General features: G+C 61.3%; 10 protein-coding genes. 4 read left to right on the forward strand and 6 right to left on the reverse strand.

The annotated features are described in order from the left end of the window. Window positions 1-86: 86 nt before the first annotated feature. Genes BN1128_RS00825 through BN1128_RS00835 form a run of 3 tightly spaced genes read left to right on the forward strand, consistent with a single transcriptional unit; the run spans window position 87 to window position 7,574 of the window. Window positions 87-4,367 carry an ATP-binding protein gene (locus BN1128_RS00825; RefSeq protein WP_042865691.1) on the forward strand — a complete coding sequence of 1,427 codons (4,281 nt, stop codon included), beginning with the start codon at window positions 87-89 and terminating at the stop codon, window positions 4,365-4,367. Beyond that, window positions 4,348-5,559 (forward strand): EAL domain-containing response regulator, encoded by a 1,212-nt coding sequence (locus BN1128_RS00830; protein WP_042865692.1) that lies wholly within the window; start codon window positions 4,348-4,350, stop codon window positions 5,557-5,559. Before BN1128_RS00825 ends, BN1128_RS00830 begins: the two co-directional genes overlap by 20 nt. A gap of 38 nt (window positions 5,560-5,597) precedes the next feature. Then, window positions 5,598-7,574 (forward strand): methyl-accepting chemotaxis protein, encoded by a 1,977-nt coding sequence (locus BN1128_RS00835; RefSeq protein ID WP_042865693.1) that lies wholly within the window; start codon window positions 5,598-5,600, stop codon window positions 7,572-7,574. Window positions 7,575-7,743: 169 nt separating this feature from the next. Here the strand turns inward: BN1128_RS00835 and rfaH are convergent, their stop codons facing one another. The 4 genes from rfaH to metN all read right to left on the reverse strand — a co-directional run bounded on the left by rfaH (window position 7,744) and on the right by metN (window position 10,844). Beyond that, window positions 7,744-8,244 carry a transcription/translation regulatory transformer protein RfaH gene (rfaH, locus tag BN1128_RS00840; RefSeq protein WP_042865694.1) on the reverse strand — a complete coding sequence of 167 codons (501 nt, stop codon included), beginning with the start codon at window positions 8,242-8,244 and terminating at the stop codon, window positions 7,744-7,746. A 95-nt stretch (window positions 8,245-8,339) separates the two neighbouring features. Continuing rightward, window positions 8,340-9,140 carry a methionine ABC transporter substrate-binding lipoprotein MetQ gene (metQ, locus tag BN1128_RS00845; protein ID WP_042865696.1) on the reverse strand — a complete coding sequence of 267 codons (801 nt, stop codon included), beginning with the start codon at window positions 9,138-9,140 and terminating at the stop codon, window positions 8,340-8,342. A gap of 26 nt (window positions 9,141-9,166) precedes the next feature. Continuing rightward, window positions 9,167-9,820: a methionine ABC transporter permease gene (locus tag BN1128_RS00850; protein WP_042865698.1), complete on the reverse strand. Its 654-nt coding sequence runs from the start codon at window positions 9,818-9,820 to the stop codon at window positions 9,167-9,169. Further along, window positions 9,801-10,844, reverse strand: coding sequence for a methionine ABC transporter ATP-binding protein MetN (metN, locus tag BN1128_RS00855; RefSeq protein WP_042865699.1), 1,044 nt, complete (start codon window positions 10,842-10,844; stop codon window positions 9,801-9,803). Before metN ends, BN1128_RS00850 begins: the two co-directional genes overlap by 20 nt. A 471-nt stretch (window positions 10,845-11,315) precedes the next feature. On the opposite strand from metN, the gene BN1128_RS00860 reads away from it, so the two are divergent. Further along, the gene (locus tag BN1128_RS00860; protein WP_042865716.1) at window positions 11,316-11,771 is read left to right on the forward strand and encodes a hypothetical protein; all 456 of its coding nucleotides are present in this window, start codon (window positions 11,316-11,318) and stop codon (window positions 11,769-11,771) included. 67 nt (window positions 11,772-11,838) lie between these two features. Here BN1128_RS00860 and ppgK read toward each other — a convergent pair whose 3' ends face one another. Both ppgK and queG read right to left on the reverse strand, forming a co-directional pair. Then, window positions 11,839-12,597 carry a polyphosphate--glucose phosphotransferase gene (ppgK, locus tag BN1128_RS00865; RefSeq protein ID WP_042865700.1) on the reverse strand — a complete coding sequence of 253 codons (759 nt, stop codon included), beginning with the start codon at window positions 12,595-12,597 and terminating at the stop codon, window positions 11,839-11,841. Between the two features lie 83 nt (window positions 12,598-12,680). Continuing rightward, a complete protein-coding gene (gene queG, locus BN1128_RS00870) occupies window positions 12,681-13,823 on the reverse strand; it encodes a tRNA epoxyqueuosine(34) reductase QueG (protein ID WP_042865701.1) in 1,143 nt (380 codons plus the stop codon). Window positions 13,824-13,901: the final 78 nt, after the last annotated feature.

Here is a 13,901-nt window from a genome sequence, read left to right on the forward strand (position 1 = left end):
ATCCGGTTGAGTTTGATTACGAATTTTCATTCGCACATTTTGCCAAAATCTCTATCATCGCTCTCCGATCTGTTCAGGAGTTGTCCATGTTGCGTCTTTGCTATCGCGCCTTCCTGTTGTGCTGGCTTGCCTGCTGGAGCCTTGCTACCGCGGCGGAAACCAGTCTGGACAAGGATCGACTGGGGCTGTCCGAGCGCCTGTGGCTCGCCTCGCGCAGCGACCTGATAGTCGGCATGCCCTCGGTGGCCTGGCCCCCCTATGTCTATGCCAATAGCCGGGGTGGATTCAGCGGCCCGCTGGATGATTTTGCCACCCTGATTGCCGGTCGGCTGGGACTGACGCTGCGCTACAAGACCTATCCCTACTATGCCGGTGCCCAGCAGGCCTTGCTCGACGGCGAGGTGGACATGTTGATCGGCGTGACCCCCAGCCACTCCCGGCAGCAACAGATGCGTTTTACCTCGGATCTCATGGGATTGCCCCGTGGCATTCTGCTGGCGAAGGGGGATGACCAGTTGACCCTGCCGGCGGCCCGTCAACTGCGCTGGGTGTGTGAACATGGCTTCAGCTCCTGTGAGGAACTGGTGCAGCTTGGCATGGCGCATCTGGTAGAGGCCGACAGCAGCGACGAGGCCGTCTTCATGGTGAAGAAGGGCCTGGCGGATGCCTATCTGGCGGATTTGCCCGCCCTGGTTCGCTTGCAGCGCCTGCAACAGCAGGCGAGTCTGAAGGTGAGCACCCCGGACTGGGTGACGGATACCTCGCTGGCCATGGCAGTGGGCCCCAACAATCAGGGCCTGTTGGGACTGCTGGAGCTGGCACTCAACGACATTCCCCTCGATGAACGACGCCGCATTCTGGAGACTGGCGGCATAGTCGACTACGAACTGGCCAATGGCCCCCGTCAGATAGTGTTCAACCAGAACGAGCTGGAGTGGCTGGCGCAGCACCCGACCCTGAGGTTCGGCGTCGCCCCTGACTGGCCGGCGGTGAGCGAGATCGACGGCAGCGGCCAGCTCAAGGGATTCCTCGCCGATCTGCTCAAGCTGTTCAGCATGCGTTCCGGTCTCAAGTTCACCCTGGTGCCGACCAGCAGCTGGGCCGAGACTCAGGCGCTGTTCAAGGTGCGCAAGCTGGATCTCATTCCGGCCATTACCCCCACAGCCGAGCGGCGCCAGTACAGCCTGTTTACCCCGGAATATGCCTTTATCCACAGGGTGATCGCCGCCAGGCAGGGGGGCAAGGAGCTGGAAAACCTCAACGCACTCAAGGGCCACAAGGTAGGCATAGTCGGTGGATCGGTCGAGGAGCTGATACTTGAGGAGGTGGGTGCCTATCCGGTAACGGTCAGCAGCGACACCAAGCTGTTGCCCCTGCTCGATCAGCATGAGGTCGACTATGTGCTGATGAGCATGACGACCCTGGAGCAGGCGTTGCAGAAAGGATTCAACAATCGCTATCAGGTGGTCTTCTCAGGCAACGAGCTGCGGGTGCCGATCGCCATGGCGGTGAGCCAGCAAGATCCCATGTTGCAACAGATCCTGACCAAGGTGCTGATCTCCATTCGGCCTGAAGAATTGGCCAAGCTTGAACGCAAGTGGCTCTCCTTGAGCATACAGACCGGCATCAACCCGACCACGGTGGCGCTTTGGTCCTCTTTCGGGATCGGCGCCTTCCTGCTCAGCGTCTTGCTGTTCATCGGCTGGAACCGCACGCTGCGCCGCCAGATCGTCCAGCGCCAGCTGGCCGAGCACAAGTTGAACGAGCAGCTGACCTTCGTGCAGACCCTGCTCAACTCCCTGCCCAACATGGTGGCGCTGCGGGATCGCGAGCAGCGTATCACCCTCTGCAACCAGGCCTACCGGGATGCCTTCATCGGGGCCAAGGTTGGCGATGATTGCGACGATCTCGACGGCATGCCGCCCCAGGAGCGGGAGCGGGTGCTCAGGGAGGAGCTGGAGGTGTGGCAGCGCGGTGAGCAGCTGGAAGGGGCGGGTTACAGCCGCCGCCAGGATGGTGCCATGTTCCACGTCATCTATGCCAAACGCCCCTATCGTTCCCCGAACGGCGACATGCTGGGCGTACTGACTGTACTCACCGACGTGACCCGCATCAAGGAGGCCGAGGCGCGGGCCCGCCAGGCGGAGACCCGGCTCACCCAGATCACCGACAGCATGCCGGGCATCGTCTATCAATACCTGTGGCAAGGGCCAGGTAAGGGCCGCTTCCTCTATGCTTCCCAGGGGGCGAGCGAGATCCTGGGCGCCAGTCAGCAGGAGATGCTGTCGGCCGAGTCGGGCGGCGAGGTGTTCGGCTTTACCGAAGAGGCATTGCAGGACTTTGTCAGCAAGGTGGCCAATCATGCCGAGACCCTGGCGCCGCTCGATCTGGAGGTCAGGGTCGAGCGCCCCGAAGGGGATCGCTATTTGCAGGTACGCGGCAGTTTCGTGCCGCAGGAAGAGGGGAATCTGATCCTCAACGGGGTGATCCAGGACATCACGGCACTCAAGCGCCAGGAGAACGAGCTGCGAGAGGCGCGCGCCTATGCGGAACAGGCGATGCAGGTGCGCAGCCGCTTCCTTGCCACCATGAGCCACGAGCTCAGGACCCCCATCTCCGGCATGCACGGCATGCTGGAATTGCTGCAGATGAGCGAGCTGAATGAAGATCAGCGCTACATGCTGCGCAACGTCATCACCTCCACCAACAACCTGCTCTATCTGGTCAACGATGTGCTCGACTTCTCCAAGATAGAGGCGGGCCAGCTGCAACTGCACTATCAGGATGGCCGTCTCGCCTCCGTGATCTGCGACGTGATCCGTGGTCATGCCACCCTGGCCCATGGCAAGGGGTTGAAGGTGACGCTGGAGTGGGCGCCCGAGGTGCCGGATCAGGCCCGCATCGACGTCGTGCGGGTGGGGCAGGTGCTCTCCAATCTGCTCAACAATGCGGTCAAGTTCACCGAGCGGGGAGAGATCCGCATCCAGGTCAGCTATCGCGCCGAGCAACTGTTCATCGCCGTCAGTGATACCGGCATCGGCATCGCCGAAGAGAAGCAAGATCGCCTGTTTACCCCGTTCGAGCAGGTGGAGTCCGACATAACCCGACGCTTCGGCGGTACCGGGCTGGGGCTGGCCATCTGTCATCAGCTGGCTCAGAAAATGGGGGGCAGCCTGGCTCTTGAGAGCAAACCGGGTCAGGGAACCCGGCTGACGTTCGGTTTCCCGCTGACGGAGTGCCAATGGGATGCGCCGCCGCTGGCAGGCCAGCAATGGTGGCTGTTTGGCGAGGATGCGGCCCTGCAGTCTGCCATGCTGCGGCTGGGGGCTAGATTGAATCGTCTGGACCCGCAGCAGTGGTTGCAGCCGGTGAGTGGTTTGTTATTAGCGGAAGAGGGCTGGCTCGAGCAGGCGCTGGGCAGCGAGTGGTCGACGCGTTTGCAGCAATCCGACCTCAAGGGCATAGTGCTCTCCCCGCTGGAAGCGCTGCGCGGCCGCATGGGTTCGGATGCCTGGTGGCGCCTGGGTCAATCCCCGCTTTACCCCGATCTGTTGCTGGAGACCTGTCACCAGTTGCTGGGGGAAAAAGCGATCCATCCGGTGCAGGCCTATGCCGCTCAGTTGCAGGGGCGCGTGCTGGTGGCCGACGATCATCCCATCAATCGCGCCCTGCTGGCGCGCCAGCTTGCCATTCTCGGGGTGGATGCCGAGGTGGTGGACGATGGCGAGAAGGCGCTGCGTACCTGGCAGGGGCAGGATTTTTCCCTGCTGCTGACCGACTGTCACATGCCGGTGATGGATGGCTACACCTTGACCCGGACCCTGCGGGCGCAGGGGGAGCAGGCTCCCATCATAGGGGTTACGGCCGATACGTCGGAAGGGGCTGGCCTGCAGATGCAGCAGGCCGGCATGAATGACATGCTGTTCAAGCCCTACACCCTGGATACCCTGCGCCAGATGCTGGCCCGCTGGCTGCCGGTGGTCGTGCTGGTGGACGAGGCGGCACGACCACCGGCTGAACCGCCCAGAAAGCAGGGGGAGTGCTGGATCTCGCTGTTCGGGGATGAGGAGGTGGCCCGCAGCATGGCGCAGGAGTACCTGGATTCCAACCGTCAGGATGGCGATGACATGATGCAGGCGGTGGCCCGCCAGGATACCCATGCCCTGGTGGAGACGGCGCACCGCATCAAGGGAGCTGCCCGCATGGTGGGGCAGTTGGCATTGGCAGAGGAAGCGGCTCGACTCGAAGCGGCTGCCCGTCTGAAGCAGCTGGAAGAACTCACCGAGTTGAGCCAGACAGTACAGGTGCTGATGAACTCTATTACACGCGAAATTGGACTATGGCTCGATGAACAAGACACAGCATGAGTTGGTGATCATGGTGGTGGAAGACCACGCGTTCCAGCGCAAGGCACTGATGCACCAGATCCGTGGGCTCGGTTATCCCTCCCTGCTGGAGGCTCAGGACGGGCTGGAGGCGCTGGCCATGTGTCAGCGTCATCAGGTCGACATCCTGTTTTGCGATCTGCGCATGCCCGGCATGGATGGCATGGCATTGCTGCGCCGCCTCTCCCTCGGCGGCTTTCGTGGCGGCATCATCCTTTCCAGCGCGCTGGAAGATGACGTGGTCGAAGCCGTGCTACGGATGAGTGCCGCCTATGGCCTGCAGGTGCTGGGGCGCATCGAGAAGCCCTCCAGCCAGCAGCAGATCAGCCAGCTGATCGGCGCCTGGCGGCCACAACAGGAGCTGGCCCAGGAGGAGGATGGCCACAGCCTGACCCTGGATGAACTGAGTCAGGCGCTGGAGCAGGATCAGCTGCTGCCCTGGTATCAGCCCAAGGTGAGCTTTGGCTCGGGGCAGTGGGTCGGCATGGAGGCGCTGGCCCGCTGGCAGCACCCGGACTACGGCCTCATCTCGCCGGCTCGCTTCATTCCGCTGGCGGAGCACAATGGTCTCATCGACCAGCTGACCGAGGTGATCATCAGCAAGTCTCTGCGCGATGGCCACCTGTGGGAGCAGACCGGGCTATCCCTCAACCTGTCGATGAACCTCTCCACCACCTCCCTCATCGAGGGGGATCTCTGCAACACCCTGATCAACCAGTGCCAGCGCTGGAGCATCAACCCCGAGCTGATTACCCTGGAGGTGACGGAGAGCTCGTTCGTGAAGGATCTGGGCAAGTCGCTGGAGGTGCTGACTCGTTTGCGCATGCACGGCTTCGGGCTATCCATCGATGACTTCGGGACCGGCTACTCCTCCATGCAGCAGCTGGCCCTGCTGCCCTTCACCGAGCTCAAGCTGGACAGATCCTTCGTCGATCGCTGCTATGAGGATCCCTCACGTTTGGCCATAATAGAGTCAAGTATCGAGCTGGCCCGCAAACTGGGGCTCAAGTCGGTCGCCGAGGGGGTTGAGGATGAACTGACCTGGCGACTGCTGGCCAGATTGGGGTGTGACGTGTGTCAGGGCTTCTTCTCCGCCCGGCCCATGCCGCGTGATGAATTGATGGGATGGCATGACTCCTGGCGCGAACGGTTACCGGGTCTGATCGGAGACTGAGTGCCGGGTTGTATGCCCGCAGTTGAACAAGGACGTTCATGAAAATTTCAAGCAAGTTGTTGCTCAGCTTCTGTTTTATCAACCTGTTGGTGATCCTCTCCTCCGCCCTGGTCTATCACCAGCTCGGCCGGATCGGGCAGGCCGAAACCAATCTGCTGGAGCAGGCGCTGCCCGCCCTGCAGCGGGATGAGGCGAGCCAGAAGGCGCTGGTGGCGACTGTCTCCTCTCTGCGCGGTTACCTCATCCTCGGCAAGGATCCGGCCCAGGCCGCCCGCCTCAAGCAGGAATGGGAAGGGGCCTGGCAGGCCATCGAAGGGCAGCCGTTCACACCGGCCCTCGCCCAGTCTCTCAAGGCGTTCAAGGGAAATCAGGAGAAGGTGTGGGCCATCGCCCATACCGAGGAGAACCTGCCCGCCCACACACTCATGCTGCTGGAAGCTGGCCCGCTGGCGGAATCCGCCCTCGATCAGCTGCAATCCTTTGCCAATGAAGAGGTGGCCACTCCGCAGGATCAGCTGCCGGGGGATCGCCGACTGCTGCTCAAGCAGGTGGGGGATGCCTACAACGGCCTCTCCAATGCGCTCTCCGCCCTGCGCGACTTCCTCATCTCGGGTGATCCCGAATATCGCACCAAGTATCAGGACTACTACCAGTTCCACCAGCAGCGTGTCGCCGAGGTGAAACAGCAGCAGGCCAACTTTACCGAGGCCGAGAAGGGCCTCTGGTCGCTGTTTGAAGAGATGTCAGCCCCCTTCGCCGAGCTGGTCGGTCAGGTGATCAGCAAACGTCAGGCTCTAGACTGGGATCAGGCCAACTACCTGATGGCAACCGATATCGAGCCTGCGCTGACCCAGCTGGCTGGCCAGCTGGCGGCCCAGGTCACCCAGACCCGCGCCGATGTGGACAGCATGGGCCACAAGATGGCCAGTGCTGGACAAACCATCAACCGTACCTTGCTGCTGGCCACTCTGACCGTCATAGTGCTGGGCACTCTGGTGGCCCTGTTGTTCAGCCGCCGGTTGACCCGGGACATCGCCAGCCTGGTGGTGCGGGCCGATCTGGTGGCCAACGGCCGTCTGCCGTCCCGCCCTCTGCCGGTGCAGAGCCAGGATGAACTGGGCGGGCTGACGGGTTCCATCAACCAGATGTCCCAGCAGCTGCGCCAGCTGGTCGGCGAGATCCAGGGGGCCGTGGGGCAGGTGGAGGGGGCATGCGTCGAGGTCGGCGACACCACCCGGGCCATAGTCACCGATCTGGCGAGCCAGAATCAGAGGGTCGACACGGTAGCGGCGGCGATCGAACAGATGTCGGTCAGCACCCGGGATGTGGCGGGCAACATAGCCGATGCGGCCCGTGCCGCCCAGCAGGCCGAGGTGCAGACGCGGCAAGGGGGCAATGCCCTCGGCCGCATGACCGCCACCATGCAGGAGATAGCGACCATGATTGCCCAGGCCAATCAGGCCATGGGTCTGCTCAGCACCCAGAGCGAGCAGGTGGGACGCGTTACCGAGGTGATCGCCACCATAGCCGAGCAGACCAATCTGCTGGCGCTCAACGCCGCCATCGAGGCGGCGCGGGCCGGGGAGCAGGGGCGCGGTTTTGCCGTGGTGGCCGATGAGGTGCGTCTGCTCGCCAGCCGTACCAGCCAGTCGACGGCCGAAATCAGTCAGACCATCGCCAGTATTCAACAACAGACTCGCCAGACGGTGAGCACGGTCGGCAGCGGGACCCAGCTGGTGGAACAGGGCCGGGATGCGGTCGCGTCGGTGACAGCTACGCTCAGTGCCATGCTGCAACTGGTGCAGGATCTGTCCGGCCAGCTGGGGGCGATCGCCACCGCCACCGAGCAGCAGTCCCGGGTTGCCCAGGAGGTGGCGGGCACGGTGGAGGAGATCGCCGGGCTGAGCCGGCAGTCGAGTCAGCGCAGCCGGCAGGGGGAGGAAATAGTGGCCAGACTGGCGCAGGATACGGGGCGGCTGACGTCCGTCATCAGCCGCTTCGAGCTGGATGCCTGATGACCGGATAGTTCGGAGGAAACAGATAAAGTGAGGCGGGCCTGTTGGCCCGCCTTCGTATCAGTCCAGACGGTGGAAGGCTTGGTTGTCGACACTGCTGGAGGTCTCCTGATTGAGCAGACTGACCAGCAGGAGTGAGGCGTTGCCCGCCATGGACGCCAGATTAGGGTTAGTCCAGACGGCGGAAGGCCTGGTTGTCGAAACTGCTGCTGGTTTCCTGGTTCAGCAGACTGACCAGCAGGATGGCTCGTTTCTCCCCATCCGGTTCCAGATAGATGGCCTCGAATCCGGCCAACGGGCCCGATTCGATCAACACCTTGTCACCCTGGGTAGGCAGGTTGGCGTAGCTGGCTCTCGCCTCGTCGCTATCATCGCGGCTCATCAACTGATAGACCAGCTGGCTGCTGATGGCGGTCCACTCCTGGCCGAAGTGGATGATGCGGCTGATGCCACGGGTCGACTTCAGGGTGACAGGGGTGACCTCTTCCAGATCCACATAGATGAACAGATAGTTGGGAAACATGGGTTCCCGTACCGGGACACGCTTGCCTCGCCGCAGTTTCTCGATTTCGACCATGGGGTAATAGGATTCAATCCCCTGGGCTTCGAGATGGGCGCGGGCGCGGGCCTCTTCCTTTGGCTTGCAGTAGGCCAGATACCATTTTTTCATGTTCTGTTATGTTCGTGTTGCCGTGCTCCCGGTTATGATAACCGCGGCAATAAAAAAGGCCACGCTTGGCGTGGCCTTTTTTGCAGAGTGAGTGATTACCAACCTTTGACGATGCCGCCTTTGAACAGTTCGTCAGCAGTTTTGTACACTTCGTCGCTCTGGAAGGCCTGGACGAACTCCTTCACCTTGGCGTCATCCTTGTTGTTGCCACGGGAGACGATCAGGTTGACGTAGGGGGAGTCCTTGTCTTCCACGAACAGGCCGTCACGGCTTGGCAGCAGGTCGATCTGGGAGGCGTAGACAGTGTTGATGATGGCCAGATCCACGTCTTCCAGGGAACGGGGCAGCTGGGCTGCTTCCAGTTCAACAATCTTCAGCTTCTTCGGGTTGTTGGCGATGTCGAGCACGGTCGCTTCCAGGCCGGTACCCTCTTTCAGGGTCAGCAGGCCCTGTTTTTGCAACAGGATCAGGGAACGACCCAGGTTGGTCGGATCGTTCGGCACTGCGATCTGCGCGCCCTCTTTCAGATCTGCCAAAGCCTTGATCTTCTTGGAGTAGCCAGCGATGGGGTAGACGAAGGTGTTGCCGACCGGCACCAAATCGAAGCCGCGATCCTTGACCTGGCTATCCAGATACGGTTTGTGCTGGAAGGCGTTCAGATCGATGCTGCCATCGTTCAGAGCCACGTTCGGGGTGGCGAAGTCGGAGAAGGTAACAACTTCGACGTTCAGACCGTACTTGTCCTTGGCAACCTTGGCTGCGGCTTCCACCAGCTGGGATTCCGCCCCGGCGATGGCACCCACTTTCAGGGGCTTGTTCTCTTCTTTCTGACCACAACCGGCCAGAACCAGGCCAGCCAGCAGGGCAGCCGCAACGGATTTAATGCCAAATTTCATAAAAACCTCCTGTCAGAAATCGACGATTAACGATGATCACATGTGTTGACCAGGCGCTCACCTGCGCTCTGGATGAGTTGAACCAGTAAAACCAGAATGACGACGGTTGCCAGCATGACGGTGGGGTCAAAGCGCTGATAGCCGTAGCGAATACCCACATCACCCAGACCACCGCCTCCGATGGCACCGGCCATGGCGGAGTAGTTCACCAGCGTGACCAGGGTAATGGTGACGCTGTTGACGATGCCGGGCAGGGCCTCGGGCAGCAGCACCTTGGTAATGATTTGCAAGGGTTTGGCACCCATGGCTTTGGCCGCTTCCAGCAAGCCGTCCGGCACCTCCATCAGGGCTCCTTCCACCAGACGGGCGATGAAGGGCACCGCACCTATGGTCAGCGGCACTATGGCGGCTATGGTGCCTATGCTGGTGCCGACGATAAGCCGGGTCAGCGGAATGATGGCAACCAGCAGAATGATGAAGGGCACTGAGCGGCCAATGTTGACCAGAATGCCGAGCAACTTGTTCAGGGCCGGGTTGGCCAGGATCTGGCCCGCCTTGGTCACGTGCAGCGCCACACCCAGCGGCAGGCCGAGCAGGCAGCCAAACAGGGCGGAGGCAAACACCATCAGCAGGGTATCGCCGAGCGCTGTGACCAGCAGATTAATCATTGCTTCGGACATAGCCCATCACCTCTAGCTGAATATGGTTGTCGCTCAGGAACTGCTGGGTGGCCTCGCACTGGGCCTCATCCCCGAACAGTTCTGCCAGCAGGAAGCCGAACTTGACGCCCCCTGCGTACTCGATATCGGCGCTCAGAATGCTGATGTCGATGTTGAAGCGACGGCTCGCCTCGGAAATCAGTGGCGTATCGACTGTGCTGCCGGTAAAGCCGAGCTTCACCAGCGGATAACTGTTGGCCACCCGCTCTGCACTCATCCTGTCCTGATACTCCTGCGGCACTTCCAGATGTATGGTGGAGTGGATGAAGTCCCGTGCCAACTGGGTCTTGGCGTTGCTGAAGAACCAGGCGACCTCGCCCTGCTCGATCAGACTGCCGTCGCTGATGATGGCAACGTCATCACAGATCCCCTTCACCACGTCCATCTCGTGGGTGATGAGCAAGATGGTGAGCCCCAGTTTGACGTTGATCTCCTTGAGCAGGCTCAGGATCGAACGGGTGGTCTGCGGATCCAGGGCCGAAGTGGCTTCGTCACACAGCAGTACCTTGGGGGCCGGCGCCAGGGCGCGGGCGATGGCGACGCGCTGCTTCTGACCGCCAGACAGTTCGGACGGATAGGCGTGGGCGCGGGCTTCCAGCCCGACCAGGGCCAGCAATTCATCGACCCGGGCCTGGATTTGGGTCTTGCTCCAGCCTGCCAGTTCCAGCGGGAACGCGATATTGGCGAACACGGTACGGGAGGACAGCAGGTTGAAGTGCTGAAAAATCATGCCGATCTGGCGGCGGGCCTGGGTCAGCTCTCGTTCCGGCAGGGCGACCAGATCCTGGCCATCGACGATGACCTGGCCCTCTGTCGGGCGCTCCAGCAGGTTGACACAACGAATAAGGGTACTCTTGCCGGCCCCCGAGGCGCCGATCACCCCGAAAATCTTGCCTTGTGGCACATGCAGGCTCACGTCACGCAGGGCGTGCACGGCATCACTGCCTTTACCGTAGACTTTGTTGAGACCGTTCAACTTAATCATGGATTCTTCCGTGCTAACAGCCTTAAAGCACAGGGCGCTACAGGCGGGTGAATTGGGCAGAGGTTCCACTGGGTTGCTCTGTCATCATGGAGGATGATGCTAAGATGTCTGGATGGCTGTGTCAACGCGCGTTTATACTTCTAGACGTCTAAAAAAGTGATAAGGATTCCCGTTTGCCGACTAACGCGGACGGTGATCTGGCTCACATCAATATTGTATTTGGCAGTGTAGCCATATTGCCGAATATCACATGGTAAATGTGGTCTTATCTCCTTCTTTATTAGTCGCTATTCGGGTTTGCCTGGTCATGCTGCTATCGCGACCGGATCGGCACAAATCATTCCACTTTGTTCTGATCGCTGCTTTCTTGGCCTGCGTCTTGATGCAGCGCAACAAGCGCCACGCTTGAGCTTGGATTGCAATTGCCTGTTTTTTATACTGAAAGAGCATGATATGCAGGAGGGCAGAGCGATGCGATTTCAACAGATCAAGGACTTGCTGCTGTATCTGGAACTGGTTCATCACCAGCTCGGGCTCTGTTATGGGCGACTGATGGCCGAGGTGGATGGCGAACGCAGCCGTATGCTGCTGGCCTATCTGCAAGAGCGGGAAGAGGCGGCCAGGACCCATCTGCACGACTACCTGGGCCTGCTGGGGGGCGGGATCAGGGAGACCTGGCTTGAGCGAGGGTTCAGCGAGGATCTGCTGCCTGACATCCAGCGGCTGTCACTGCCTGCCATGGCCCAGACCCAGGACATAGTGCAACAGGTGTGCCGTCAGGAGGAGAAACTCATCGGCGAGCTGGGCCATCTGGCCCGCGAGTGCCCGACGGAAGAGACTGCCGCATTGTTGAGTGCGCTGTCATCGCTGGAGCAGACCCGCCTGACCCGGCTGGTGCACGGGGTACATAGGCTCGACGATATCTAGCACAGGGGGCAATGAGAGAGGCCCGGCAGATGTCGGGCCTCTCTTCATCATCTGCCAGGCGTCCAGTTCAGCGGGGGGCCTGTTCCAGGCTGAGCTCGGCGGCATGGAGGGCGGCACCTATGATACCGGCCTGATTGAGGTTGGCTGCCGCCACCAGGGGGGCCCGGGTCTCAATCTTGTCGATGAACTTGTCGAGCTTGGAGGAGCTGCCACCCCCCAGGATGAAAAGGTCAGGGGAGAACAGAAATTCCAGCCTGGCCAGATATTTGTTGAAGCGTTTGCCCCAACGGCCCCAGGAGAGATCCTCGCGCTTGCGCACCGCATCCGAGCAGTAGTGCTCGGCAACCATGCCTTCCAGCATCAGGTGGCCCAGCTCGGTGTTGGGCAGCAGCTGGCCATTGACGAACACGGCTGTGCCTATTCCGGTGCCGACCGTGACGAGTATGATGACACCCTTGCTGCGATCCTTGCCGGTCCCGAAGCGCATCTCGGCCAGGCCAGCCGCATCGGCATCGTTGAGCACATGGCAGGGCAGGCCGGTCACATCGGCAAACAGGTGGGCGGCATCGGTCTCAATCCAGCTCTTGTCGATGTTGGCCGCGCTCTTGGCGATACCGTTGTGGATGGTGGCAGGAAAGCCGCAGCCCACCGGGCCCTTCCATTGGAAATGTTCCACCAGTGCCTTGAGGGTATGTGCAACGGCGGCCGGGGTGGCCGGTTGCGGCGTCACCAGACGATGGCGCTCGCCAATCAGCTCGCCCGTTTCGGTATCGACCAGGCATCCCTTGATCCCTGAGCCACCGATATCCACTCCCAACATCTGCATCAGATTGTTCCTTTTATAGTGCCGACGGTTAACCGTCGGCAGAGCATGAAAAAATGACGTGTATCCGGCAAGGGGCAGATCGCTTATGCGTGATCCGGCAGACCTTTTTCGATGCAACGGATCAACAAGCGGGTTTTTTTGCTGTCATCCTGCTGGCGCCGGGCCAGGGTCGCCAGCGCCCACGCTATGTGCTCGGCCACCATAGGCTCTGCCTCGTCCTGCGCCAGCTGCAACGCGGCTATGACGTCCGGGGTGGCAGGGCCGTTGCCGAGTGCCACCGCCAGGTTGCGGCGCCAGCGCTGATAGCCGATACGCCGGATCGGGCTCCCCTCAGTGTGCTTGAGAAACTCGCTCTCGCTCCAGCGCCACAACGCGAGCAGCGGCGGGCGGTGCAGGTTGGGGCGGGGGCTGAAGTCGGGCTCAGGGCTCACATCCGCATAGCGATTCCAGGGGCAGATGAGCTGGCAGTCGTCACAACCATAGATGCGATTGCCCATCAGCGGCCTGAACTCTTCCGGGATGGGGCCGTCATTCTCTATGGTGAGGTAGGAGATGCAGCGGCGCCCATCCACCACATAGGGCGCGACTATGGCGCCGGTCGGGCAGATATTGATGCAGGCCACGCACTTGCCGCACTGCTCTTTTTCCACCGGGGCATCCAGTGGCAGCGGCAGGCTGATCAGCAACTCTCCCAGAAAGAAGAAGGAACCCGCCGATTCGTTGAGTAGCAGCGAGTGTTTGCCGATCCAGCCCAGCCCCGCCTTGGCGGCCAGTGGCCGCTCCAGTATGGGGGCCGAGTCGACGAAGGGGCGCCACTCTCCCGTGACCTGACAGAGTTCCCGGCAGCGTTGTTCTATGCGATCGCCCAACTGCTTGAGGCGGTTGCGCAGCACCTTGTGGTAGTCGCGGCCGAGGGCATAGCGGCTGATGTAGCCGAGGGTCGGGTCGCGCAGGGTGGCGGCGAAACCGGCCTCGAAGGGGAGGTAGTTCATCCGCACCGACAACACCCGCAGAGTGCCCGGCAGCAGCTCGTGAGGCCTGGCCCGCATCATGCCGTGGCGGGCCATATAGTCCATGCTGCCGTGATGGCCGGCATCCAGCCATGCCTGCAACCTGGGCTCTTCGAGGCTGAGATCCGTGTCGGTGATGCCGACCTGGTCAAATCCTAGCTCGCTCGCCCATAGCTTGATATCGTGGGCCAACTGCTGCAAATCAGGCGTGCTCATGCTGCATCCGGTCCCACAGGCTGGATGTCCTGGGTCAACCTGCGGTGAAAATCAGGTATGGTCATGCTGCATCTGGTC

Origin of the sequence: Aeromonas piscicola (assembly GCF_000820005.1) — a bacterium.
GTDB classification, from domain to species: domain Bacteria; phylum Pseudomonadota; class Gammaproteobacteria; order Enterobacterales; family Aeromonadaceae; genus Aeromonas; species Aeromonas piscicola.

What these genes read in the sequence shown, in the direction of transcription:
- BN1128_RS00835 (WP_042865693.1), top strand. Translation starts at nt 5,598, where the DNA reads ATGAAAATTTCAAGCAAGTTGTTGCTCAGCTTCTGTTTTATCAACCTG.
- metQ (WP_042865696.1), bottom strand. Translation starts at nt 9,140, where the DNA reads ATGAAATTTGGCATTAAATCCGTTGCGGCTGCCCTGCTGGCTGGCCTG.
- BN1128_RS00825 (WP_042865691.1), top strand. Translation starts at nt 87, where the DNA reads ATGTTGCGTCTTTGCTATCGCGCCTTCCTGTTGTGCTGGCTTGCCTGC.
- BN1128_RS00830 (WP_042865692.1), top strand. Translation starts at nt 4,348, where the DNA reads ATGAACAAGACACAGCATGAGTTGGTGATCATGGTGGTGGAAGACCAC.
- BN1128_RS00850 (WP_042865698.1), bottom strand. Translation starts at nt 9,820, where the DNA reads ATGTCCGAAGCAATGATTAATCTGCTGGTCACAGCGCTCGGCGATACC.
- BN1128_RS00860 (WP_042865716.1), top strand. Translation starts at nt 11,316, where the DNA reads ATGCGATTTCAACAGATCAAGGACTTGCTGCTGTATCTGGAACTGGTT.
- queG (WP_042865701.1), bottom strand. Translation starts at nt 13,823, where the DNA reads ATGAGCACGCCTGATTTGCAGCAGTTGGCCCACGATATCAAGCTATGG.
- ppgK (WP_042865700.1), bottom strand. Translation starts at nt 12,597, where the DNA reads ATGCAGATGTTGGGAGTGGATATCGGTGGCTCAGGGATCAAGGGATGC.
- rfaH (WP_042865694.1), bottom strand. Translation starts at nt 8,244, where the DNA reads ATGAAAAAATGGTATCTGGCCTACTGCAAGCCAAAGGAAGAGGCCCGC.
- metN (WP_042865699.1), bottom strand. Translation starts at nt 10,844, where the DNA reads ATGATTAAGTTGAACGGTCTCAACAAAGTCTACGGTAAAGGCAGTGAT.